Origin of the sequence: Limosilactobacillus pontis (assembly GCF_002940945.1) — a bacterium.
Taxonomy (GTDB): domain Bacteria; phylum Bacillota; class Bacilli; order Lactobacillales; family Lactobacillaceae; genus Limosilactobacillus; species Limosilactobacillus pontis_A.
This window is the reverse complement of sequence record NZ_PNFV01000005.1, coordinates 1-22,855: the sequence shown is the minus strand read 5'-3', so window position 1 is coordinate 22,855 and position 22,855 is coordinate 1. Positions and strand designations below refer to the sequence as shown.

Here is a 22,855-nt window from a genome sequence, read left to right as displayed (position 1 = left end):
ACATAAATAAGATTGTGGCCGTTGTCATGCATCTTTTCAACATAAAACAAATTTGCTAAAATTGTTCAGCGCAAATTAAAAAAGGAGACAATATAAATTGATACGGCGACATATAGTTGAAATTGGGTTGACCGTCCTCTTCATGATGGGGGTCCTGATTGCATTTCTGATGTGGTGGGCAGGACAATACTCGATCACCGTAAGTACCGCGATGATGATCCTGATCCTCTTGGGAATGGCTGCGGGAACCTTCATCCCCAGTATTCTCATAACCTGGCTGATTATTGGGCTGACCACCATCGGGAGTACAATTTTGCTGATGGGATACATCGTGATGACAACGCCCCTCAAACTGGGCTTGCTGCTGGCCTTTCCGATCTGTGCCAGCTTCAGTGCACTCAGCCGCTACATTCTTTCCGGCTGGGGATGGATCGACCGTAACCGGGCTGACATCAATAGTTATGCAGCCCACTATGACCAGATAACTAAACTACAGACCAGGTATAATGCCGAAAAAATCTACCGGAAGGCGCGGCAATTCATTCAAGAAGACCAGCATGACGCCCAATGGCTTAACACAACGGCGATTCATTGGTCGCATAACAGGCAGATCCAACAGTTTCATAAACATGAGTACAATAAAGTGCTTCGGGCAATAGCTAAAATTCTGAAGGAGGATCGCTTGCCGTCCGAGTCACTCTACTATTTGGGACATGGAACTTTTTTGATCATTTCATTTAATCTGCATCAGCGGACCTATAACTATCGTAACCGCCTGACTCAACAGCATTTGGATCAGCTACGAATCGGTCACGCTACACCTCAGTTCAAATGGGGCGATAAGAAGATCAGTTCTGAAAATGCTGATAGCTATCAAGAGCTGACAGATGTTATGCGACACATCGACCGGGATATGGAGACTGACCTAATCGTGGAGTATATGAAGGGGGATGACGTAATTGGTTAGTTGGTTCTTTTGGCTGGCGATGGTCATCACCTTCAGTTTCTTTGTCCTCATCATGGTTCTGTTCGTCTGTCAGTGGATAATTTACTATCGGGTGGAACGGACAATGCTGCACTACGATCAGCAGTTCTACTCAAAGGGGGATAAGGACTGATGGTTCAGGAAACGTTAATGATCATTACCTTGGTCTCAATTTAGATCTCCCTTTTCATGTCAATCGTTACCCTCGGTGGGGCTACGGATTTCTGGCTCAAGCACAGTACCAAGCTGGTCACGACCACCCCATTGTTGCGCTACCCCATGATCACCATCGTGGTCCCCGCCCACAACGAGGAGGTCGTGATCGCTCAAACAACCCGGGCCATTCTCGATATGAACTACCCAGCTGATCGGGTGGAACTACTCCTCTTTGCGGATAACTGTGCCGACCAGACCGCGGCCGAGATGCGCCGCGCCCTTGATGATCCCCGTTATCGCAACCGAAACGTCAAGATTATTGAACGGACCGGTGACGGCGGGAAGGCGGGAGTCCTCAACGATGCTCTCAAGATGGCTCACGGCGACTACATCGGGGTCTACGATGCGGATGCCATGCCAGAGACCAATGCCCTCTACTTTCTTGTCCGCAAGGCGCTAGAGAATCCGGAGCGCTACGTTGCTGTTTTTGGCCGTAACAAGACCCGCAACGCTCAGCAGAACTTCCTGACCCGGTGTATTAATCAGGAAATCGTCGTTACCCAGCGAATCCAGCACTGTGCAATTTGGCACCTTTTTAAGATCGGCCGGATCCCCGGCACGAACTTCATCATCCAGCGCCAGTTTGTCCAGGAGATCGGTGGCTGGCGTAACGGGGCCCTCACTGAGGATACCGATATCTCGTTTAAGATCATGCAAAGCGGTAAGCTGATTGCCCTGGCTTACAATTCAGAGGCCTTTCAGCAGGAGCCGGAACGTATCCACGACTATTACTTCCAGCGTTTGCGTTGGGCAAAGGGAAATTACCAGGTGGTTATCCATAACTTCCGCCACCTCTTTGACCACAGCAACTGGCGCGTCAAGCTGGAAACCTTCTACTACTCCTGCACCTTCTTCTGGTTCAACGCGGCCATTGTCTTGTCAGATATCATCTTTCTCGCCAACGTGAGCGTCCTGTTGGCCCGGCTGTTTAACCCGGCCCTGGCTATCCCATTTACCTTTGGTGAGAGTAACATCCTAATCATGCAGATATTGCTGTTGAACTGGCTGATGATGATCGTCTTATACACCCTCCAGATTTCGATTGCAATGGCCACCCAATTCGGCCAGGCAACAACCGGGCAGGTCTGGTTATCCCTGGCCTCCTACTTCACCTATTCCCAGCTCTTCATCGTTGTCTCTATCCATGCCGTCTGTTCGGTTTGCTTGGATGGCCTGCTGGGCCGCAACGGCAACGTCTGGGTGAAGACCAAACGGTTCAATGACTAGTTGAAAGGAAACGACTATGCGATTAACTAAGCTTACGTGGCTGCTGGTGGCCATAGTAACTATCATTTACACTACCACCCTCATCATCGTCCGGGTGCAAAATCCACGTCATATTCAGGCTGAGTACTACCAGCACTGGCGATCGGCCTACATCATCAAGCAGTCCTCCCAGCGGGCTTTCGTTAACACCAGCAACCAGCGAAACAGCCCAGTCGCCCTTTCCGAGGGGCAGGGCTATGGCCTCTACATTACCGCCCTAGCTGGACAACGTGGTTGGGCGAAGTCCCGCGACTTTGACCAACTGTTGAATTACTACCTGGCCCACCGGGATTACGTTGGTCCCCACCAACAAACGGCTACCTACCTGATGAAGTGGCGGCAGTACCAGAAAGATGGCCGCTGGGTCAGTGATGCTAACAGTGCGACCGATGGGGACCTTTTCATTGCTAGGGCCCTCGATCAGGCAGCCACGGTTTGGCCACAGCGGGCCGTCTATTATCGAAAGCTGGAACGACACCTGACCAACGACATTTTAGCCTACGAGTATAATCCCCAGACCAGGGCCCTGACGGTCGGTGACTGGGCCACTAGCAAATCCAAGTATTATCGCCTGATGCGGACCTCAGATGTTGCCCCAACCTTCTTTGACCAGTTTTATCAACTCAGCCATGACCAGCGCTGGCAAACCGTCAAGAAAGGGATGCTAGCCCACCTGGCTGACCTTAGCCAACAGCACCGCACCGGTCTCGTGCCCGACTTTGCCTGGGTCACCGCCACCGGTGCCAAGCCGGTCAAACCCTGGACAGTGGCCGGCAAAAATGATGGCAACTACTCATACAACGCCTGCCGGGTTCCGATGATGCTGGCGGCTAGCAAGGATCCCCAAGCACAGAAAACCCTTAACCGGATGATGAAGTTCTTCAGCCACCGTTATTATGTCACTGCGGGCTACACCCTGGCTGGTAAGCAACTGAACCATCATCAATCTAGTAGCTTCAGTGCACCGATTTTTTATGCGGTAAGTCTCAATCGTAATAATGGCTATGACAATCTGTTCGACAGTCAGAAGTTCATCTTCAGTAAGCCCTTGCCTAAGAACAACTACTATGACGCCACCCTGACGACCATTGCCGCGATGAAAGGAATGAATTAAATGCAGAAGATAATGACTATCTTCGGGACTCGTCCCGAGGCCATCAAGATGGCACCGGTTGTCAAGCAGTTGGTGGCCGATGAACAGACCAAGCCCATCGTTGTTGTCACCGGCCAGCACCGTGAAATGCTTAAGCAGGTGCTGGATTTCTTTCAGATCCACCCTGATTACGACCTGGCGATCATGAAGAAAAACCAGAGCTTAGACCAGATCACCAGCCGCGTTCTCCTCGGATTGGCCCCGATCCTGGATCAGGAACAACCCGATATGGTCCTGGTCCACGGTGATACCACTACCACGATGGCGGCGAGCCTCGCCAGTTTCTACCACCACGTCCCGGTCGGGCACGTTGAGGCTGGCTTGCGGACCTGGGACATGGCCTCGCCTTTTCCCGAGGAAGCCAACCGTCAGTTAACGGATGACCTGGCCAGTCTTTACTTTGCCCCGACTGATCTCAGCAAGCAGAACCTCCTTAAAGAACACCACCCAGCTGACCGGATTATTGTGACGGGAAACACGGCGATTGATGCCCTTCAGTACACCGTCAATCATGATTACCACCATGATGTTCTCAGCCAGATTCCCGATGACCACCGAATTATCCTGCTGACCATGCACCGCCGTGAGAACCAGGGAACACCGATGAATAACGTCTTCCAGGCTGTCCGTGACGTTGCATTGGCTGACCCGCGCCTGGATATTGTCTACCCCGTCCACCTGAGTCCCCGTGTTCAAGAACAAGCCCACCAGGCCTTTGCCGGGATTGCCAATGTTCACTTGATTGCCCCGCTGGATGTAGTTGACTTCCATAATCTGGCGGCGCGCAGCCACTTTATCATGACCGACTCCGGGGGCGTTCAGGAGGAGGCCCCGTCCCTGAATAAGCCGGTTTTGGTCCTGCGCGATACAACGGAACGCCCCGAGGGGGTTACGGCCGGTACCCTTAAGCTGGTGGGAACTGATCGTGAACAAGTTCGTCAGGCAATGCAGGCCCTGTTAACCGATGATCAGCAATATCAACGGATGGCCGCGGCCCAGAATCCATATGGGGATGGGCACGCCGCTGAACGGATTGTTGACTGCTGTAAGCAATTCCTCACTAAAGATATTATGTAAACTAGGCTCTGATAATAAAAGGCAACCTTTTTAGTAGGTTGCCTTTTATTATCTACTTTGTGAAATCATTGATGGCCTTTTGCAAACGCTGCATGGCATCCGTAATCTGCTTGCGGGGGTAGGCAGTATTGATCCGAATAAAGCCGGCTCCGTTGCCATGATAGTAAGTCCCTGGGTTGATGATCAGACCGGTATCCTTTCGAATAAACTGGGCTAATTGCTTACTATCATCACTGATGGCACTCGTGTCGATCCAGATTAAGTAGGTTGCCGTTCCCGGGACCAGGTGTAGCTCCGGCAGGTTCTGTCGGATAAAGTCAGCAATATAGTGCCGGTTGGCAAGGACATACTTCTTCAGCTGATGGAGCCAGTCGCCACCGTGCCGGTAGGCCGCAATCGCCCCTGGGATGGCCAGCAGGTTCGGTTCTGCCACTTCATACTTGTTAATGGCCCGGTCGAAACGTTCGCGCAAGATCGGGTTTGGCACGATTCCAGTGGCAGAGTGAAGGGCTGCAAGGTTGAAGGTCTTGCTGGTCGAAACCAGGGCGATCAGGTTGGTGGTAATTTCCGTTGGCAGTGAGAAGGCTGGCGTGTAGTCTGGACCGTCCAGCACCAGGTCACCATGAATCTCGTCACTGATGACGATTACCCCGTGCCGCTTGGCTATGGACAGGATGTGAGTCAGCTCATCCTTCGTCCAGACGTAGCCAGTCGGGTTATGCGGATTGCAGAGGATCATCAGCGTGGTCAGCGGGTTGGCCAGCTTGTCTTCCAGGTCATACCAGTCAACGTGGTAGGTATGCTGGTCATGGTCATAAAGCTGCTGGCTGGCAATCACGTGCCGGCCGCTATTGATAATAGAGTTGTAAAAAGTATTGTAGACCGGTTCCATCAGCAGGACATTGTCCCCCTCATGGCTGAAATGATGGACACTTGCTGTGATGGCTGGGATGACCCCGGTGGCAAAACGCATCCAGTCCGTTTCTACTGCAGCATGATGTTCCGTAGCGTACCAGGCAGCCACGGCTTGGAAGTACTCCGGTGTCGGGTACTCATAGCCAAAAGCCCCCTGGTCGATCTTCTTCTTCATTGCGTCCATGATCTCCGGAGCTGTCTTGAAGTCCATATCGGCAATTGTCATCGGCAACTCACCGTCATGCACCGCCCATTTTTCTGAGTTGGTGTGTTTTCGGTCTAGGATTGTATCAAAGTCATATTGCATTATTAGTTATCCTCCCTAGTGCTGCTTAATGTGCTGTGCAGAGTCGTCATCAGTGATGATGGTCGTCTTATGAGGATCAACCTCGTGTGGGTCCATGATAATCTCATCGATGTGGTGGGCCTTGATCTGCCCGCTGATTGGGTTCTTGATGCTTTCGATGTCAGAGTTGATCTCAGCATCGATGTTTTCACAGTACTCGAAGGCCAGGTCAGTATGCAGGAGCCGACAGTTCTTCATCGTTAGATTCTTGGTATAGCAGAGCCCCTGATCACTCTCAATTGTACAGTTGATCAGGGTAATATGGTTGGTGTTCCAGGCCAGATATTCCCCATTCAGGAAGGAGTCATAGACCACCACGTTCTCACAGTTCCAGAAGTTGTCCTTGGTGACCATTGTCGAGTTATGGACCTCGACGTTCTTGGCCCCATCGAAGGCATAGTTGCCGATGATGTTGAGATGATCGGCGTAGATATTTTCGCTATTCATCCCGAAGTAGTCACCGTTGACCTGGACGTTGTTCATCTTGATGTTGCGACAGGACCACATCGTCTCCTCAGCATCCCCAAAGTGGACGTTATTGAGCCGGATATCATCACAACGGCGGAACTGCTTGGGCGCTTGAATAGCACTGTTGTTGATCTCGATGTCCTTGGTATACCAGATTCCCGATCGTGACATTGTCTCCCAGATGGAATCGTCGACTTTGACGTGCTGGTCATACCAGAGCGGGTACTTCCACTGGAAGATTACCTTGTTCAGCTCAAGGTCACGGGCGTTCTTCAGTGGTGATTCTCCCTTGCCAAAGGTGGTCCGGATAATCCTGGCGTCATGTTCGCCGAATAGCGGCCGTTCACCATCAAAGTACTGGTCGATAATCTCTTTCATTAAATACGTCCCTCTTTCATTGATTGCTGATAACTATATTTTAGTAAGAATGATTTCCAATGTAAAATAATTAATTTTAATCGATGAGCATTAGGATTTTGCATTATTCAGGGCCTTAATGACCAGTTCTTTAGCCGCTGCCGAAACTGTCAGCTGGCGTTGTTCGGCGTAAGCGCGAAGTTGCTGATAGGCGGCGAGGTCCGCGGGGCCCCGCCAGATGATGCCAGTAACCTGGCCATGTTCTTTTTTCATCATTAGTTCTCCTTTCCCCACAGGATCTGTTCAATCTCCTTCAGGATCATCGGTCGGCTGTGCAGCTGGCTGTGGGTCGTGTTGGCATAGATTTTCTGGTGGTACTTGATCATCGACTGGGACTGGATGAGGGCCTTCAGCATCTCAGACTGGATATGTGGTACTTCACCATCAGTTAGCCTGCTTCCCTCCTTGGACCCCATCAGGTTGTAGATGGTAATCGGGTAGTTCAGCTGCCAATCCTTCATCTGAACGCGGAGCTGGTGGAAGTTCTTATCCTTGGAGTGGTGAATGAGCAGGTAGTGATATGGCAGACGATCACTCAAGCTCTCTTCTACCGGCACGCCGAGGAAAATCAGCTTGTTGAGCCGCAGATACCGTTGAAGACGCTTAGACCCCATGTAGGCGTGCATGAATTCGGTCCCGCCCCACGAGTGGGCGATGATGTTAGTTTGCTTAATCCCGTAGTGTTGGTTAAGATAGATGAGAACATGACGCAGCTGGCTGACCTGGGGATGGAAGGAGGCATCATAGTTCCAGTCAAAGAGAACTTGAATTAAGGCGTTCTTCTGCCCATGCCAGTTCCCGCTCACCCGGATATGGTTGCGGGGTGAAACCCAGACGGTCATCACCTTTTGGGCGATACTTTTGTCCTGATAATGGTTAATCATGTGGTTATAAGTGACGGTATTGCCGCCCCAGCCCGGGATCAGAATGGTTGGGATCTCCGAGTAACGGATCGTCCTTGGCCCGTTTGCCTGGTTGATCGACTTTCCCCGCGTTCCCCGGAGCAGAAACGCCTGGGTAAGCAGGAGAAGAAGACAAAGTCCCCCCAGGCTAAATCCTAATACCTTAGCGATTTTCTTTAACCGTTGCAAACAATCATCCCCAACCCATCAAGTTACTACTACTTTCATTATCGCGCATTTTGTTTAGATTGACTGAAGAAATTTTTTGAGGAGTGGTAAAAATGGCTATTAACTTTCGTCGGGCCCGACCTGATGACCTTCATGCTATCGTGGCGATCTTCAACGAGTCGGTCGACCTGCCAATTAACGACGAGGTCGAACTAGTCACTCCGGCCAGCCGACGGGAGTGGTTGGCCGCTTTCAACGACGACTTTCCGCTCTGGGTAGCTGAACAAGACAAGCGAGTAGTGGCATGGTGCGGTTTAGAGCCCTTCTATCCGCACCCCGCCTACCGTTTTACTGCCGAGATTTCTATCTATGTCGGTCGACCTGCTCAGGGCCAGGGGATTGGCCGCCGCTTCCTGAGTCTGGTTGACCAGCAAGTTCAGGCCCGGTTACCGATCAGGACTATCGTTGCTTATATCTATCAGGGTAACCAGGCTAGCCAGCACCTCTTTGCTACCGCCGGCTTTACTCATTGGGGGCGACTCCACCAGGTTGCTAACCTGAATGGCAAGTTTCATGACCTGCTGATCTACGGAAAAACATATTAAAAGGGCGTAAGGATTAGCTTGCTAGTTTGGTTTCACCCCCATATAAGCACGAAAGGGCCTCCAGCGTTCGGATTATTCTGAACACTGGAGACCCTTCGTGTACTACGCTGATATTAGGGAGTTTTTAGTACTAGCCGAATAGTCGAGCCCAGAAGCCCTTTTTCTTCGGCTTTTCAGTGGTGATTGCCGAAGGTGGCAGCTTGGAATTGTCGATCGAATGGGACGATTCACTGTGTGTCGATTCTGGTGTGGCGTATGGGTTACGCTCCCCGATCCACTTGAAGAAGTCCGGAGCCTTGATCTCAACAAACTTCCCCCGCTTACCATTGATCCCGTCGACACAGAGTTCAATCGGCAGGGCGTTACGGTATTTTTCAATGCTGTCGGCAGTAAAGCCGTTGAAGGTGTTAAGCTTTGAAATATCAAAGAGCAGGCTGTTGTCAGCCTGACGGTATTTGAAGTCATCCATTTGGGTGATGTAGAGCTTGGCCCAACTATTCCGGGAGCTCTCCTGAAAGTCGTCGCAGATTTGGTCAGCAAAGTACGGTGGTATCTCGATCCCGGCCATCTGGTAGTAATCGCGGAAGATCTTTCGAGTGTTGGACAGAAAATCGAGCCGGCCATTGGTGGTATTGAAGTCACGCCACGGCGTCTCATCGTCTTCCAGCAGGTTGGCCATCCGCATTACAAAGTCCTTGAATAAGGTGTTATTCAATGTTTGACGAACGTTGTAGATGTACTTATTGGCTTCACCCTTAAGCTGTGCATCGATGACCTTGTCAATCTGCAGGTAGTAAGTCCGCCGAGCGGTCTCCCGCAGCATGGTAAAGCCGGAATCGTAGTTGGTCGTCCCGATCAGCGGAGCAATAGCGTGCGGATCATTGACCAGCTCGTTCATCGTGTCGACGACCAGGTGCCGACTGTACTGGTCTTGCTGGAAGAAGTAAGGTTCGATCTCATCAAGCAGGATCGGATAAGAACTCCCCTGCTTCATGTAATGCTCGATCGCCTCGACCGTCTTCGCCTTCTTCTGGGCGGTTTCGGTCGGGTAGATCGTTCCAAAGTCAATCAAGGACCGGTCAGTGTTCCAAGTCAATTGGTTGATGATCCGCAGGAGGGTCGACTTCCCGGAGCCGGCCGTTGCCCCCAATACCAGGAAGTTCGGCACGTCATTACCGTCTTCGGGGTTCAAGCTGGCCTTCTGCCGAATCTCCCATAGGAATGGCGCGGTAAAGCTGTAAAGGATCGCCTCGTAGAAACGCTTGCCGTAATCGTCGGTGTAGTCGACGACGAACTTCTGGTAACCCTTCATCACCGCGTCGATGCTCCGCAGACTGTCGCGGATTTGACTAGTCGTTGCGAGTTTGCCAAACGGGATCGGGTGCGTTCCGGCGTCGTTTGGTACGTAGAGACCACTGTTGTTGCGGACCAGGTTCCGCTCCATTGGTCGATCGTAAAGGAAGGTCGTGTATTTCTTTTCGGCCTGGCGCTGCTGAGGCGTCATCCCGCTGATCAAGGCCTGTTGAACCTGCTGGTAGATCTTCTCACGGCTCTTGATCTTCGGCTTGGCTGCCCGGGGTGAAACGGCGGTCTTCTGTAGGTTGTAGATAGTGTCATGCTGCTTGACGTCGCGGGCAATTGCCTCCTTGGTCTGGGATCGATTCGTCGTTACCTCACGCATGGCATTGGTAGTCGTTGTCGGGATGACCTTAGCATCCATCTGCTTTTGAACATCGTGGCTGATGATATCGGTCATGTCGGCCGCCGCAATCTGATCGGTGGTGTCGTTATCCAGGATCACCACCTGACTATCACTCTGGTCCTTGGCCCCCTCATCCAATTGGGTCTGGGCTGCCTTCAGCAGGTTATCGGTAAAGTATGGCCGCAGGATTGGCTTAATGTCCTTCTTGAAGTGTTCACTGAGGTTCTGGAAGAGGCGAATATCATTATCAAAAACGAGTACCTCCTCGAACTGGTTACGGTCCTTGTCAAAGGCATCAGCAGTCAGATCGAAACTACCGAGAATGACTCGGGTATCGTGGGTTTCATGGTTGCTCAGCAGGTAGAAGCGCGAGTGCAAGGCCTGAACGGGCGACAGTTCAACCGTAAATAGGCCGTTAAGTACGTTGGCCTGGTTGCTGCTGGTCAGGCCTTCAAAGAGCTTGGCCGGCCGCTTGTTGGCGACGGCAAGCAAGGCATTGGCCAGGGCCTCCTTGGTAATCACCTCGTCGGCTGTCTTAGCATCACTGACCACGGGTGTCCGCAGGGCGATCTCCACCTTGATGAAATTACTAAGGTACTGGTTGAAGAAGTCAGCGGTAACGCCGCTCGTGATCGCCGTCAGCTGGTTGAACCGGTGGGCATCAAATAGCTGACTAACCTTCATTGGCGGTGTCTCCTGGCCGTTGAATACAATATGAATCTTATTTAAGCTTGGATCATTAACCATAAACGTTATCCTTTACAAAAATTCTAGTATACTTATAGCCTATTTTCGTTGATTTTACCGGATTTTGCAAGTTACTTAATGTAACGATTTCTCCTTTCGAAGGGGCCGGATTAGGTGTCTCACCTCAAAAAAGAGCCCAGCAAAACGTTGGACTCTTTAGCAAAATTAACTAACATCGATCAGTTATAGTGACAGTGTGAGATATTAGGCAGTTATTTACAAGAATACTAGTTATTTAAGTCAGCCAGAGCACTGTAGTTAACTGAACGGTGCTTGTAATCTTCAGTAAGCTTTAAAATCAAGTTATCCAGTTGCTGCTGTTCTTCTTGGCTAAGAATACCATAAGCTTCCTCGGCAATTTTCTCACTTCGTTTGGCTAGTTGGTTAGCTGCTGCTATTCCTTCCTTAGTAAGGATAATTTTGCATTCGGTATTAGAAAGGTCTTCTTTTGAAATGAGATTTGCTGACAAGAGAGCCTTGATACCATCTTGAATTTCACTCATTCGGAAATTGTACTTATTTAGCAAGTCGGCACTGGTAACCTCGTTGCTATTTTTATCAAGAGTTCTTAACAGCTTATTGTAGATATGTTTATTTGGAAAATCAGGTGAGGAGATAATGCTTTGTGATTGAAGATGAACATTCTTCTTTAATAGATTTTGGTATGTTTCAAACTTCTTTACATCTAAAAATAATTTTGTAGTTAAGTCAGTCATGATCAATTCCTCCATTATGAATTCAAGCTATTTCCAATGTTTTTTTATAAATTCAGCTCTTCCGCCGATTTCTTCAATCATATAGCGGAAAGGATTCTTTTTATAAAAATCTTGGTGATATTCTTCAGCCGGATAGAATGGTTGTGCGGGTTCAATCGTTGTTACGATTGGGTCTGTAAACCGTCCACTTGATGCCAATTCTTTTTTTGAACGTTCTGCTTCCGCTTTTTGCTCTGGTGAATTGTAGTAAATTACTGGTCGGTACTGATCGCCACGATCTTGAAATTGCCCCATCGCATCGGTAGGATCTGTAACCTGCCAATAATATTTCAGTAGTTCGTGATAAGGCATTTCCGATGGATCATAGGTTATTTCAACTGCTTCTGTATGGCCCGTCGTTCCAGAACAAACCTGTTCATAGGTTGGATTTTTAATATGGCCACCGGTATAACCACTAATAACACTTTTAATTCCTGGAAGAGTATCAAAGGGTTTAACCATGCACCAGAAACAACCGCCTGCAAAAATAGCAGTAGATACTTTTGCGCTCATACATCTGTCACCTCTATTTAAAAAGAGTTTTATATTCGCCATAACCTTTCTTTTCTAATTGATCATAGGAAATAAAACTCAATGCAGCAGAATTGATACAAAATCTTAAACCGCCCTGGGCAACGGGACCATCGTTAAAGACATGACCTAGATGGGAATCCGCTTCTGGGCTTCGTACTTCAGTCCGTTCCATAATCCAAGTATGGTCAGTTCGATATGATAATTGTTTAATTGGTTTCGTAAAGGACGGCTAACCACAGCCAGCGTCATACTTGTCTTCGCTAGAGAAGAGCGGTTCACCAGAAACAACATCTACGTATATGCCCTTTTCATAAAAATTATCATATTTACCTGAAAAGGGCCGTTCAGTAGCGGCTTTTTGTGTTACAGCATATTGTTTGGGAGTCAAATGTGATAAATTTGGTAATTTTCTTTTTTCCATCCTAAAGCCCTCCTTATTAACTAGATTTTGTATTATTAGCAAAATCCTTTAGTTAATTACGTGATCACCTCCTTTAAAACTACATTACTATTTAATTAATTGATTAAATAGTAATGTAGTTTTGCGGTAAAGTCAACTAAAAACACCCTAATATAATTACTGTTACCTTGATTAAGTACAAACAGTGCAGTACACAAATGGCCTCCAGCGTTGAACGCTGGAGGCCATTTATGCTTAGCGGGGGCATGAGGACAAAATCATAAATGCTCTCTTATTCTTTCCATTCCTGCCATGTATTATTGAGACTTACTGCATTAAAGCCGTTTTGGTTTAGAAACTGTGTTGCCTGGTTGGTTATACCACACATTTTCCCGCGGCAGTAAACAATAATTGGTCTATCTTTAGGGAGCTTAGATAGATTTTTATTCAAAATATTATATGGAATATTCATAGCACCATCGACGTGACCAAAACTATATTCGTCTTGGGGTCTAACGTCTAAAATCAAGTAATTACCAGCATGCTTTTTAGCCTGAACCAGGGAAATCATTTCAACGTTATGATCATTGTTTGCTTGTTCTTGAAGGCTTCTAAACTCTGCTAAATTATTCTCACCAATATGAATTAATAGATTAATTAGAGTTGCAATGTCATTATCCGCCAAACTATATATGATATGATTTCCCCTCTTGGTGGTTTTAACAAAGTGGCTCTGCCTAAGTACCTGCAGATGTCGTGAGGTATTTGCCGTACTTGCATTAATTTCTTGAGCAATCATTTCGACAGTTTTGGGTGCCTGCATAAGCAAATACAGTATTTCTAGTCTTTTATCGCTTGAGAGCCCCTTATTCATATTGGCTAACATAGTAAATAAACGTTGCTTGTTTTCGTCTTGTTTAATCACAATAAACCTTCTCTCAAAAATTTAACTATTTTACTTATTAATTTAATAGTTAAGAGATATAGTGTCAACCTCGCTTATTATAATTAAGGAGATGACATTTTTTGTGTACAGGTCACGAGTTACATCACAGTCGCACGTAATAGCTGTGATTTCGCCCCAAATAAAAAGGCGGTATAAATGCCGTCACATCAGCACTTACATCACCGTTGTTTAACTGCCCCATTAGCGTAGTTTATATCGATGTTTTTCTGCACGTTTGGCACGAATACGTTAAAGTTCACACTACCGTCCTTAGACTGGGCCTGAATGTGGGCGCCGGCCGGTACAATACTATCACCGCTATAAATATCGGTGACCCGATAACGAACCTGCTTGCCCTGGTCAAGGGCCTTGCGAACGATCCCCTCGTAGTAATTCTGTCCGGTCGAAGTACTGCTTCGTGCCTCGTTAGCCCAAGCGGTCTGGGTGGCGATGTTCTTGGGGTTGGACTCAGAGGCATCGAAGCCCCGGATCCCGCCGACCAACGCGTAACCGAGCAGGTGGCCACGGTCATAGGCGTGGTTATAACCCCCGGTCAGGTTATGGGCCTGCAAGAAGCCAGCGGGTTTCCAGTCGGTTGCCCCGTTTCCGGTTGCGGCCCGGTTCTGGTACTGACGGGTTGTCTTATTCAGCCAGGCGTCCCCCCGCCAAGCTCGTCCCTGACTGTCCAACTGGTTGACCGCGTAGGGTGCGCTGCTAATGTTGGTGTTCAGGTCGGCCTGGTTGTGATTGATGATGAAGGCCCCGTGACCATTCCAGACAATACTGTTGCCCAACTGCTGCCGCACGGCTGGGGTCAGAACCACCGCTGCCTGCTGCTCGGTTGGCGGTTCCTGCTGCTGGTGGCCGTAGTGACCGGACCGGGCCGAATTGTTCTTTCCCCACGTCATGAAACGTTGGATTCCCTGTCCCAGGGAGGCATCCCCCTCGGTCGGCTTTTGGATTACGCCACCGACAACGAGCAGGGCCACAATCCCGAAGACAATGTGCCAAATTTTTTTCTTTATGCGGTACATAGAATTGTCCCTCTTTGAAATCTTTTCTTCCATTGTACAATATTTAGGGGAACAAATGGTCAGAAAAAATAAAAAAGCAGGCGAAATTGCCTGCTTTTACGGTTACTTTTCTAGCTTGGGTACAGTGTGAAACTTGTAAATCAAACTCATGATGACCAGGAAGATCACACCAACAGAAACTGAAACCCGGGTGTCAGGGTTGAAGAACATGAAGATCAGGATGACCGTCAAGGCAATCAGGCTGAAGTAGTTGTATGCCGGGTAGAATGGCATCTTGAACGGGTGGTTGACCAGCTGGTCTGGGTTGTTCCTGCGGAAATTCAGCTCGGATAGCAGGATGATGAACCACGGTACCATCCCTGGCAGAACACTAGAACTGTAGACAATTACGAAGATGTTCTCGGCGCTGGCGCTGAACATCGACAGCAGCATGTTGACTGCAAATCCCAGGAAAATCCAGAAGGCAATTGTCAGAATGGCAACGTTTGGAACCACCCGCTTGGAGAGCTTACTGAAGACCTTTGGCACCTCCCCATCGACGGAGAGCTTGAAGAGCATCCGGCTGGCACTGTAGATTCCGGAGTTGGCCCCGGACAGAGCCGCCGTCAGGACGACGAAATTAATGATCCCGGCCGCCCCGGTGATGCCGACCTTGGTAAAGGTTTCAACGAATGGTGAACCAACGGCCTTGAGTTCGTCCCATGGGTAGATCGAAACGATCACAAAGATGGCGCCGATGTAGAAGATCAGGATCCGCCAGATAACGGATTTCACCGACTTGACAATAGCATGCCTTGGTGATGCAGCCTCCCCTGCCGTGATTCCAAGAAGTTCGATCCCTTGGTAGGAACCGGCGATCACCGATAGGGAGAACATGAAGCCCATGAAGCCGCCAGTGAAGAAGCCACCATGCGTCCAGAGGTTTGAGATCCCCACTGGATGCCAGTTGTTGCCCAGACCAAGAACAATCACCAGCAGTCCCAGGATAATCATGGCGATGATCGTAACAACCTTAATCATCGCAAACCAAAACTCCAATCGGCCATAGGCCTTGGCCGAGGCCAGATTGGCCAGGGTCAGGATCGTGATCATGACCAGACCCGAAATCCAGTCCGGCAGGTTCGGCCACCAATAGTTCAGATACTCGCTCATTGCGATGATGTCCGAAATCCCGACGATGATGAACTGAAAGACATTGCTCCACTTGGTCAGATAGCCGGCCAGGGGATGAATGTACTTAGATCCATAATCCGCAAATGAACCTGTTCCGGGGCTGATGTAAATCAGCTCTCCCAGAGCCCGCATGACACCGTATAGGACTAAGCCGACGAAGGCATAGGCCAATAACACCGACGGTCCGGTCCACTTGATAGTAGAAGTAGCCCCCATGAAGAGCCCACTCCCGATGGTTCCGCCAATGGCAATCATTTCCATCTGTCCAGGCGTCATCGTCCGATTTAACTTAACTTTCTTTTGATTATCCATCTTCATAACCCCATTTCTTGATACCAAAAAAGCTACCCAATGCGACCAGCAACCAGTGAAACCAAAATCAGTTTAGTGGTTGAGTCGCTTTGGATAGCTTCGAAGCATATCTTGTTTACGTATATTAAAGGTGCTCAACCACGGTTCTTGTTGTTGTGGTTGAGGTGGAGGTTAGTTGATGAATAATCGCTTTAAACTGTAATCGCATGTTATTTTCCTCCAATTCCCTTTTCTTTCGTTGCTATTAGAATACTATTAGAAAATTAAGAATGCAAGGAAAAGTTTAAATTTTTCTTTAGCGGCGCTTTCGCAGGGTGAACATGGCCGCCCCCGCCGCAGTCAAGGTGGTTAGGGCTGCCACCACGGCTGCCTTGGTTCCTGCCGCCTGGTTTCCCGTCTGTGGCAGGGTGGCTGCCGTCTTTTGCTGGGGGTCGGCCGCTAGTTCCCGCAACGGTCGCTGCAAGCGATCCAATTCATTGTGGAATGCTATCGGGTCAACTGCCGCCGGCTGGTTACTGCTGTCTTTGCCTGATAAGGCAGTTAGTTGTGGTGCTGGTGCAATCTGATCGGTAACTGGTTGGGGATCAGTTGTTAGCTGGTCCGGTCTGGTTTCCTCGTCTTGACCGACGTGTTCTTTGGTGCCCTGTTCAATTGCCGTCTGGGTATCGTGGTTGATGAGATCAATTGCGTCATTGTCAGCCCGGGTCTTTGCGGTAGTTGATCCATCTGTTTGGGTACCGTGATCAGTGGTCTGACTAACTGCGTCTGTAGTTGCTGGTTGATCGGTTTGCGTTCCCTCATTGATACCCGTTGATTGATCCGTTTGGGTGCCTTGGTCGTTATCGTCAACCATATCATTTCCAACCCCAGTATCAACTGATGGGTAATCGGCAGTTTGACTGTCTGCGTCTATACTTGTCGGTTGATTGGTTTGTGTTTCCTCATCGATAGCTGTTAACTTATCCGTTTGGGTACCGTGGTCAATATTGTCGACGGTATCATTTCCAACTCCAGTATCGATTGTTGGGTGATCGACAGTTTGGCTGCCTGCATCTGTGCTTACCGACTGATCGGTTTGCGTCCCTTCACTTGTATTTGTTGATTGATCCGTCTGGGAACTCTGATCTCGACTATCGGCGACATTGTCCCCACTACCCGTATCAGTTGTTGCTGGGCTGTCAGTCTGAGTATCGTGATCGGTGATGTCGACGGTATCCTCCCCACTCCCGGTATCAGTGGTTAGGGGATCAGTAGTTTGACTACCTGCATCTGTATTTGTCGGCTGATTGGTTTGCGTTCCCTCATCTGTACCTGTTGGTTGATCTGTCTGGGCACCAGTGTCCTTACTTGGTGGATTGTTAGGGTCGGTCTGGGTTCCCGCATCTTTGGCGGTAGTTTCATCCGTCTGCGTACCTTGATCGTTCGTCACCGACTGATCAGTTTGCGGGTCCTCGCTACCAGCTGGTGTATTTGTCTGAGTGCCCCCATCGCTCACCATCGGTTGATCTGTTTGACTGCCCGTGTCGACGGCTGGCTGAGAAGCAGTTTGGGTCGTTTCATCCTTTGTGGCGGGGCCGCCCATCTTTTGGTAGTTTACCTCGACAGTGAGTGGTGCCTGGTCGAGCTGGTCAGCCGTCAGCTGCCGGGCGGCAATCCGGTCGATGGAGGTCTGATAGCCAGTCATTGGGGGTAGTCGCAGCTCGGCAAATGGACTGATTTGCCATTCACCATTGGTGGCCTTGCCATCCTTTACAGTAACCTCGCGAGTCGCTGTGGCCTGCTGCATGATGGTCTGGTCACCGGTTGGAAGGTGAAGAATAATTTTTCGCCACAGCACCTTATTCTCCTGACGATGTTCCTCATGGTGATCCAGGGTTTTTACGGGACGAATCATGAAGGTATACCGGCCACTCGCACCTGGAGCAACCTTGATGGTTTTTGGCAGGTGTTCAAGGTCAGCGTACTCCCACCCATCCGGTGGTGCCGGAAGTGCAAAGTCGGTCACCGGTTCCTCATTTGGATTCTGAATGGTCCGAGTCAGGTCCAATAACGGCTTTCCATCGATCCCAGTAAAGAAAATATGAACTGCCAAGACTTCCCCGGATCCCGCGACCTTGCGGTATGTGATCTCCTCCTTCTCGTCGGCTGAATCAGGGCCGGTTGCCTTGGCACCGATCTCCACCCAGAGCGGGGCATAGCCATCAAAGTACGGCGCAAAATAGGCCGACCAGATCGGGTTGGTGCTCTTGACGACCTTACCGTTGCGGTCAAACTGATAGGTAGCCACCTGGCGAATGCTGTGCTTTTCCTTAGTCAATGGGTTTACGTAGGTAATGGTCCGAACTACTTCCCTAGTGGCGAGTGGTTCATTTCTCCCTATGAGGGTGGCGAGCAGTGTGGTTGGCTGACTGTTGTTGGTGTCAGCCATGGCATTACCGGCCGCCAGGGTTAGCAGAATTGAGGTCGAAGCTAGCCCAATCAGTGACGAGCGGTAGATACGGCGTGATAATTCTTTATGCATTTTTCATACTCCTTTATTTTGGCCTTCACTAGATATATACGGCCAGTAGTGAAAAATGCGTGAAATTAATCTGATAACAAAAAATACTGATTGGCGGGTGAAACCGTCAATCAGTATTTTTAATGCTTACAGTGAATGAATAACCTTTTCGATGTCATCGACGATCTGCTTTGGCGTGAGGTGGTACCACTCTTCCATGACCTCAAGTGGTACGTTGTCAGCAAACTCTCGTGGAGATCCGAAGTTAAGGACCTTCATGTCGGTCGGCCCGTAGTAGCGGGCGATCGTCTCACCAAAGCCCCCACTTAGGTTGCCGTCTTCCAATGTGACAACAACGTCATGGTTTTCGGCTAAATGATGGAGAATATGTTGGTCAATTCCCGTGACCGACTTCGGATTGATTAGGGTAGCGTCGATGTTAAGCTTCTTTTTCAGTTGCTCGCAGACCTCTTCGCCAAGCTGCCAGAAATCACCAACGGCCATGATGGCAACCTCACTGCCATGGTGGGCCACGTCGTAGTTAATAGTACTGTAATCATCCTGACTCGGGTGACCGTGGAGCAATGCCTTTTCCGGCTGGCGGATAACAACCGGCTGATCGGTCTGTTTGATTGCCCACCGCAGCATTGAGATCATTTCCTCGACATTAGTTGGCGCCAGGTATTCGATGTTTGGCAGGTCGCTGATCATCGAGATATCAAAGGATCCTTGGTGGGTAGCTGAGCCGCTGGCGATTGTTCCACCACGTACGATCATGACCACCGGTGAATCGTTCAAGGCCATGTCGTGAATCAGCTGGTCATAGGCCCGCTGCAAGAAAGTACTATTCTGGAAGACAACCGGCCGAGCCCCGGCTGAGGCCATGGCCACTGCCGTCGTGATCGAGTCCTGTTCGGCAATGCCAACGTCAAAGTAACGATCTGGATGCTTGGCCTGGAAGTCCTTCAGACCAAAGACTCCCGGAATAGCGGCGTTGATAGCAACTACCGGAGCCCCAGCATTAACCTGGCGGTCCAGCTCCGCCATTACAGCGGCGTTGTAGCCATTCTCTACTGGCTGTTTGTCAGCACCAGTCTTAAGGTCAAACGGATCACGCCAGTGGTATTCCATCTTGTGTTCCTCGGCAGGAGCATAGCCCTTCCCCTTTTGGGTATTGACGTGAAGGACAATCGGGTGGTCGATGTCTTTGACGTCGCGGAAGACGTCGATCATCGTCTGCAGGTCATTACCATCAGCGACGTAGCGGTAATCCAGCCCCATGAACTTAAAGATATTATTCGGTGACTTGCCGTCGGTGTCACGCAGCTCCTTGAGGCCCTTGTAGAGGCCGCCCTGATCCTTGTCAATGGCCATCTGGTTATCGTTGACCACGATGATCAAATTGGAATGCAGCTTGGCGGCGTTATTGAGACCCTCAAAAGCCAGCCCGCCACTGAGCGAGCCATCACCGATGACGGCCACGACATTATTATGCTTCTCCGGTCGTAGCATGTCCCGTGCCTGAGCCAAACCAACTGCCAGCGAAATTGAAGTCGAGGTGTGACCAATCTCGAAGAAATCGTGGACACTCTCCTCGGGCGAGGTGTAGCCGGTGACGTCTTCATAGTGGTCGGGATCTAAAAAGCCCAGCTTACGCCCCGTCAGCATCTTATGCGCGTAAGACTGGTGGGAAACATCCCAAACCACCTTATCGTGTGGTGAATTAAAGACATAGTGGTAGGCGATGGTCAGCTCCATGACCCCGAGGTTGGGACCAACGTGGCCACCGATTGCAGCGTCACGTTCGAGGACCAGCTGACGCATTTCCTTGGCCAATTCTTTCAATTCACTTAGCGACATCTGCTTGATATCACTAGGTTCATTCACATCGTTTAACAGGTAATCAGGATGCAGATTCATCTAATACCCACTCCTTTAGACATAGTATATCCATAACTTAAAATCCGTTATCATATAATTATTTTAACACTACTTTGCGAACTTATCAGAAAATCATTAGTAATCAAATTGACGACGGGTGGTTTTCTAGGCTAACATTAAGACGACTATGCGCAAAGGATCGAAGAAAACAATGATAAAAACAAGCAATGCGGCAATCGATAAGCTCTCACCCTTCAAGCGGTTGACGAGCGAGCAGGAGAACCTGGTCGAAGACATCCTGCATTTTACTGCCGACCATCTGCAACATGATTCCCCGGCTACCTATACTATCGTCGGGGACGCCGGAACCGGGAAGAGTGTCGTCCTCTCCCAGCTCTTTGACCGCCTGCAGAAGGCCGCGCGCAAGGATCCATCCTCGCCGTTTTACCAGACCAACAACTACTTTTTGGTTAACCACCCGGAGATTCTCAAGGTTTACCGGGAGATCGCAGGACGCCTGCCGGAACTATATAAGAAAGACTTCGCCCGACCAACATCCCTGATTAACCAGCTCGACAAGAAGCAGGAGAAAATTGATGTCGCCATCATCGACGAGGCACACCTCCTCTTATCCAAACCGGACCACTATAATAATTTCTACCACGACAACCAGCTTGTCGAAATCATTAAACGGGCTAAGGTGGTGGTGATTGTCTTCGACCAGTACCAGGTTCTACGGATGAAGAGTCTTTGGACGCCTGAGCGCTTGCACCGAATTACCGACCAGTACCCGCACAAGGAGTATCACCTCACCAAGATGTTTCGGATGAATGCCAGTCCGGAACTGGTTGACTGGTTCAACACTTTCACTAACGATTACCAGCTGGCCCCACTGCCAAGGAGCGCCCGTGACCACTATGACTTCCGGATCTATGATGATGCTGAACAGATGCGGCAGGCTATCGTCCGTCGCAATCGTGCGGTTGGCCTCTCCCGGATTCTCTCAACTTCGGGCTACCCGTCGACTTTAGATGGTGGTAAACACTATATCCAGGAGGGCCGCTTCAAGATGCCTTGGGACCAATACAACTACACGGTAACTCCCTGGGCAGAGCTGCCGCAGACGATCGACGAGGTCGGATCGATCTATACCTGCCAGGGCTTTGACCTCAATTATACCGGGATTATCCTTGGTCCGCCGATCAGTCAGGTGCCCGGTACCAACCGTCTCCAGATCAACTTGGACCGCTACACCGATACCGAGGCCTTCAAGAAGCGAGCTGACTTGACCGACCCTAAGGAGATCACCGCGTTGGAGAAACGGATGATCATGAACTCGCTTAACGTTCTCTTCAAACGTGGCGTCTATGGTACCTACCTCTATGCCCACGATCCCCTATTGCGTCAAACCCTCTGCCAGCTGTTTGCCGCGGCTGGTTTTCAACTACCAAAGGAAGGTGACTGATCAATGAAAAAACACCTTAATAAAACGGTCCTGATCATTGCGGCCTTTATCGTCGCCCTGATCGTTATCTACGGGATCTACCGCGACTACCGGCCGGAGATCAACCTGCTCTTCGACCTGACCCCGCACAACCAGGTCATTCTCCTCCACTTAATCCGTAGCCATGGTTTGGCCACGATGCTATTACTGTTGCTCCTGATTGCGATTTTCAACGCCATCCCCGGAATGTCTAACTCGGTCATTTGTATCTTTGCGGGGCTTTGTTACGGGCCCTGGGTTGGTTTCCTGATCAACTGGCTTGGTAACATCCTCGGCAACTGTGCGGTGATGAGCCTGATTCGCAAGGTTGACATTTCCAAGCGAACCAAAAAGTCTAAGATCCTAACTTACCTTCTTCACCAGAAGCACCCCCTGATTGGGTTGACAATCGGCTACATGATTCCGGTGATTCCCAGTGCCCTGGTCAACTACGCCGGCGCCCGCCTCAACCTCAGTCGGGGCCGTTTCCTGACGATGGTGGCAGTTGGGATGGCACCGACGTCTTTTATCTACGCCTTTGGTGGGGATGCCATCTTCCGTGGCGACAGCAAGCGGCTGATCGGTGCGGTGATCGCCATTGCTGTTATCCTGCTCGGCTACTTGGTCGTTCGTAAGGTGATTGCCCGCTCCAAGGTTACCCACGAAGCTGCCTAGAATCTAAGTATAAAATATAGCTATTATCCAGATAAAATGACTCCAAAGCTCGGCAGTAGGCTATAATGCCCTCTAAGTATACAGATGAAATAGAAAATTCATCTTATATACTTGGAGGGCATTTTTTGTGGATAGGAATTCAAAATATAGTACAGAAGAAAAGCTATCGATATTAAACGAATTAAGTCATTCTAG

Annotated in this window: 20 protein-coding genes and 1 pseudogene; 8 read left to right on the top strand and 13 right to left on the bottom strand. The window is 49.6% G+C overall.

Features of this window, described 5'->3' with window-relative positions:
- Window positions 1-97: 97 nt before the first annotated feature.
- Genes CK797_RS05105 through wecB form a run of 5 tightly spaced genes read left to right on the top strand, consistent with a single transcriptional unit; the run spans window position 98 to window position 4,697 of the window.
- Window positions 98-967: a magnesium transporter gene (locus CK797_RS05105; protein WP_104688686.1), complete on the top strand. Its 870-nt coding sequence runs from the start codon at window positions 98-100 to the stop codon at window positions 965-967.
- The gene (locus tag CK797_RS09085) at window positions 960-1,118 is read left to right on the top strand and encodes a hypothetical protein (protein WP_181049525.1); all 159 of its coding nucleotides are present in this window, start codon (window positions 960-962) and stop codon (window positions 1,116-1,118) included. The genes CK797_RS05105 and CK797_RS09085 overlap by 8 nt, the downstream gene beginning before the upstream one ends.
- 56 nt (window positions 1,119-1,174) lie before the next feature.
- Window positions 1,175-2,428: a glycosyltransferase family 2 protein gene (locus tag CK797_RS05100; protein WP_104688685.1), complete on the top strand. Its 1,254-nt coding sequence runs from the start codon at window positions 1,175-1,177 to the stop codon at window positions 2,426-2,428.
- 16 nt (window positions 2,429-2,444) lie between these two features.
- Window positions 2,445-3,581: a glycosyl hydrolase family 8 gene (locus CK797_RS05095; protein ID WP_104688684.1), complete on the top strand. Its 1,137-nt coding sequence runs from the start codon at window positions 2,445-2,447 to the stop codon at window positions 3,579-3,581.
- Entirely contained in the window at window positions 3,582-4,697 is a 1,116-nt protein-coding gene (gene wecB, locus CK797_RS05090; protein WP_104688683.1) for a non-hydrolyzing UDP-N-acetylglucosamine 2-epimerase, read from the top strand.
- A gap of 52 nt (window positions 4,698-4,749) precedes the next feature.
- Here wecB and CK797_RS05085 read toward each other — a convergent pair whose 3' ends face one another.
- The 4 genes from CK797_RS05085 to CK797_RS05075 all read right to left on the bottom strand — a co-directional run bounded on the left by CK797_RS05085 (window position 4,750) and on the right by CK797_RS05075 (window position 7,934).
- On the bottom strand, window positions 4,750-5,919 hold the full coding sequence (locus CK797_RS05085) for a MalY/PatB family protein (RefSeq protein ID WP_104688682.1): 1,170 nt from the start codon (window positions 5,917-5,919) through the stop codon (window positions 4,750-4,752).
- Between the two features lie 15 nt (window positions 5,920-5,934).
- A complete protein-coding gene (locus tag CK797_RS05080; RefSeq protein ID WP_104688681.1) occupies window positions 5,935-6,804 on the bottom strand; it encodes a DUF3737 family protein in 870 nt (289 codons plus the stop codon).
- Window positions 6,805-6,894: 90 nt separating this feature from the next.
- Window positions 6,895-7,056: a hypothetical protein gene (locus CK797_RS09080; protein ID WP_181049524.1), complete on the bottom strand. Its 162-nt coding sequence runs from the start codon at window positions 7,054-7,056 to the stop codon at window positions 6,895-6,897.
- Between the two features lie 2 nt (window positions 7,057-7,058).
- Complete coding sequence (locus CK797_RS05075) at window positions 7,059-7,934, bottom strand: alpha/beta hydrolase (RefSeq protein ID WP_104688680.1); 876 nt, start codon at window positions 7,932-7,934, stop codon at window positions 7,059-7,061.
- Between the two features lie 92 nt (window positions 7,935-8,026).
- Between CK797_RS05075 and CK797_RS05070 the strand changes: the two genes are divergently transcribed.
- On the top strand, window positions 8,027-8,518 hold the full coding sequence (locus tag CK797_RS05070; RefSeq protein WP_104688679.1) for a GNAT family N-acetyltransferase: 492 nt from the start codon (window positions 8,027-8,029) through the stop codon (window positions 8,516-8,518).
- A gap of 130 nt (window positions 8,519-8,648) precedes the next feature.
- On the opposite strand, the gene CK797_RS05065 is transcribed toward CK797_RS05070, so the two are convergent.
- The 9 genes and pseudogenes from CK797_RS05065 to CK797_RS05025 form a co-directional block, all read right to left on the bottom strand.
- Complete coding sequence (locus CK797_RS05065; RefSeq protein WP_104688678.1) at window positions 8,649-10,967, bottom strand: hypothetical protein; 2,319 nt, start codon at window positions 10,965-10,967, stop codon at window positions 8,649-8,651.
- A 227-nt stretch (window positions 10,968-11,194) separates the two neighbouring features.
- Entirely contained in the window at window positions 11,195-11,683 is a 489-nt protein-coding gene (locus CK797_RS05060; RefSeq protein WP_104688677.1) for a hypothetical protein, read from the bottom strand.
- 27 nt (window positions 11,684-11,710) lie between these two features.
- A complete protein-coding gene (gene msrA, locus CK797_RS05055; RefSeq protein ID WP_104688676.1) occupies window positions 11,711-12,235 on the bottom strand; it encodes a peptide-methionine (S)-S-oxide reductase MsrA in 525 nt (174 codons plus the stop codon).
- Window positions 12,236-12,248: 13 nt separating this feature from the next.
- Window positions 12,249-12,677, bottom strand: a pseudogene (msrB, locus tag CK797_RS05050) (peptide-methionine (R)-S-oxide reductase MsrB).
- Window positions 12,678-12,948: 271 nt separating this feature from the next.
- Window positions 12,949-13,581: an ArsR/SmtB family transcription factor gene (locus CK797_RS05045; RefSeq protein ID WP_146085278.1), complete on the bottom strand. Its 633-nt coding sequence runs from the start codon at window positions 13,579-13,581 to the stop codon at window positions 12,949-12,951.
- 200 nt (window positions 13,582-13,781) lie between these two features.
- A complete protein-coding gene (locus CK797_RS05040) occupies window positions 13,782-14,636 on the bottom strand; it encodes a DNA/RNA non-specific endonuclease (protein ID WP_104688675.1) in 855 nt (284 codons plus the stop codon).
- Between the two features lie 102 nt (window positions 14,637-14,738).
- On the bottom strand, window positions 14,739-16,121 hold the full coding sequence (locus tag CK797_RS05035; protein WP_104688831.1) for an amino acid permease: 1,383 nt from the start codon (window positions 16,119-16,121) through the stop codon (window positions 14,739-14,741).
- Between the two features lie 295 nt (window positions 16,122-16,416).
- Window positions 16,417-18,642: an MSCRAMM family adhesin gene (locus CK797_RS05030; protein WP_104688674.1), complete on the bottom strand. Its 2,226-nt coding sequence runs from the start codon at window positions 18,640-18,642 to the stop codon at window positions 16,417-16,419.
- Between the two features lie 126 nt (window positions 18,643-18,768).
- Window positions 18,769-20,541 (bottom strand): 1-deoxy-D-xylulose-5-phosphate synthase, encoded by a 1,773-nt coding sequence (locus CK797_RS05025; RefSeq protein ID WP_104688673.1) that lies wholly within the window; start codon window positions 20,539-20,541, stop codon window positions 18,769-18,771.
- A 172-nt stretch (window positions 20,542-20,713) separates the two neighbouring features.
- Between CK797_RS05025 and CK797_RS05020 the strand changes: the two genes are divergently transcribed.
- Entirely contained in the window at window positions 20,714-21,967 is a 1,254-nt protein-coding gene (locus CK797_RS05020) for a DUF2075 domain-containing protein (RefSeq protein WP_104688672.1), read from the top strand.
- 3 nt (window positions 21,968-21,970) lie between these two features.
- Window positions 21,971-22,660, top strand: coding sequence for a TVP38/TMEM64 family protein (locus tag CK797_RS05015; RefSeq protein ID WP_104688671.1), 690 nt, complete (start codon window positions 21,971-21,973; stop codon window positions 22,658-22,660).
- Window positions 22,661-22,855 lie beyond the last annotated feature (195 nt).

Coding starts and splice junctions, on each gene's coding strand:
- CK797_RS05100 (WP_104688685.1), top strand. CDS start 1,175: ATGTCAATCGTTACCCTCGGTGGGGCTACGGATTTCTGGCTCAAGCAC.
- CK797_RS05095 (WP_104688684.1), top strand. CDS start 2,445: ATGCGATTAACTAAGCTTACGTGGCTGCTGGTGGCCATAGTAACTATC.
- wecB (WP_104688683.1), top strand. CDS start 3,582: ATGCAGAAGATAATGACTATCTTCGGGACTCGTCCCGAGGCCATCAAG.
- CK797_RS05085 (WP_104688682.1), bottom strand. CDS start 5,919: ATGCAATATGACTTTGATACAATCCTAGACCGAAAACACACCAACTCA.
- CK797_RS05080 (WP_104688681.1), bottom strand. CDS start 6,804: ATGAAAGAGATTATCGACCAGTACTTTGATGGTGAACGGCCGCTATTC.
- CK797_RS09080 (WP_181049524.1), bottom strand. CDS start 7,056: ATGAAAAAAGAACATGGCCAGGTTACTGGCATCATCTGGCGGGGCCCC.
- CK797_RS05070 (WP_104688679.1), top strand. CDS start 8,027: ATGGCTATTAACTTTCGTCGGGCCCGACCTGATGACCTTCATGCTATC.
- CK797_RS05065 (WP_104688678.1), bottom strand. CDS start 10,967: ATGGTTAATGATCCAAGCTTAAATAAGATTCATATTGTATTCAACGGC.
- CK797_RS05060 (WP_104688677.1), bottom strand. CDS start 11,683: ATGACTGACTTAACTACAAAATTATTTTTAGATGTAAAGAAGTTTGAA.
- msrA (WP_104688676.1), bottom strand. CDS start 12,235: ATGAGCGCAAAAGTATCTACTGCTATTTTTGCAGGCGGTTGTTTCTGG.
- CK797_RS05040 (WP_104688675.1), bottom strand. CDS start 14,636: ATGTACCGCATAAAGAAAAAAATTTGGCACATTGTCTTCGGGATTGTG.
- CK797_RS05035 (WP_104688831.1), bottom strand. CDS start 16,121: ATGGATAATCAAAAGAAAGTTAAGTTAAATCGGACGATGACGCCTGGA.
- CK797_RS05030 (WP_104688674.1), bottom strand. CDS start 18,642: ATGCATAAAGAATTATCACGCCGTATCTACCGCTCGTCACTGATTGGG.
- CK797_RS05025 (WP_104688673.1), bottom strand. CDS start 20,541: ATGAATCTGCATCCTGATTACCTGTTAAACGATGTGAATGAACCTAGT.
- CK797_RS05020 (WP_104688672.1), top strand. CDS start 20,714: ATGATAAAAACAAGCAATGCGGCAATCGATAAGCTCTCACCCTTCAAG.
- CK797_RS05015 (WP_104688671.1), top strand. CDS start 21,971: ATGAAAAAACACCTTAATAAAACGGTCCTGATCATTGCGGCCTTTATC.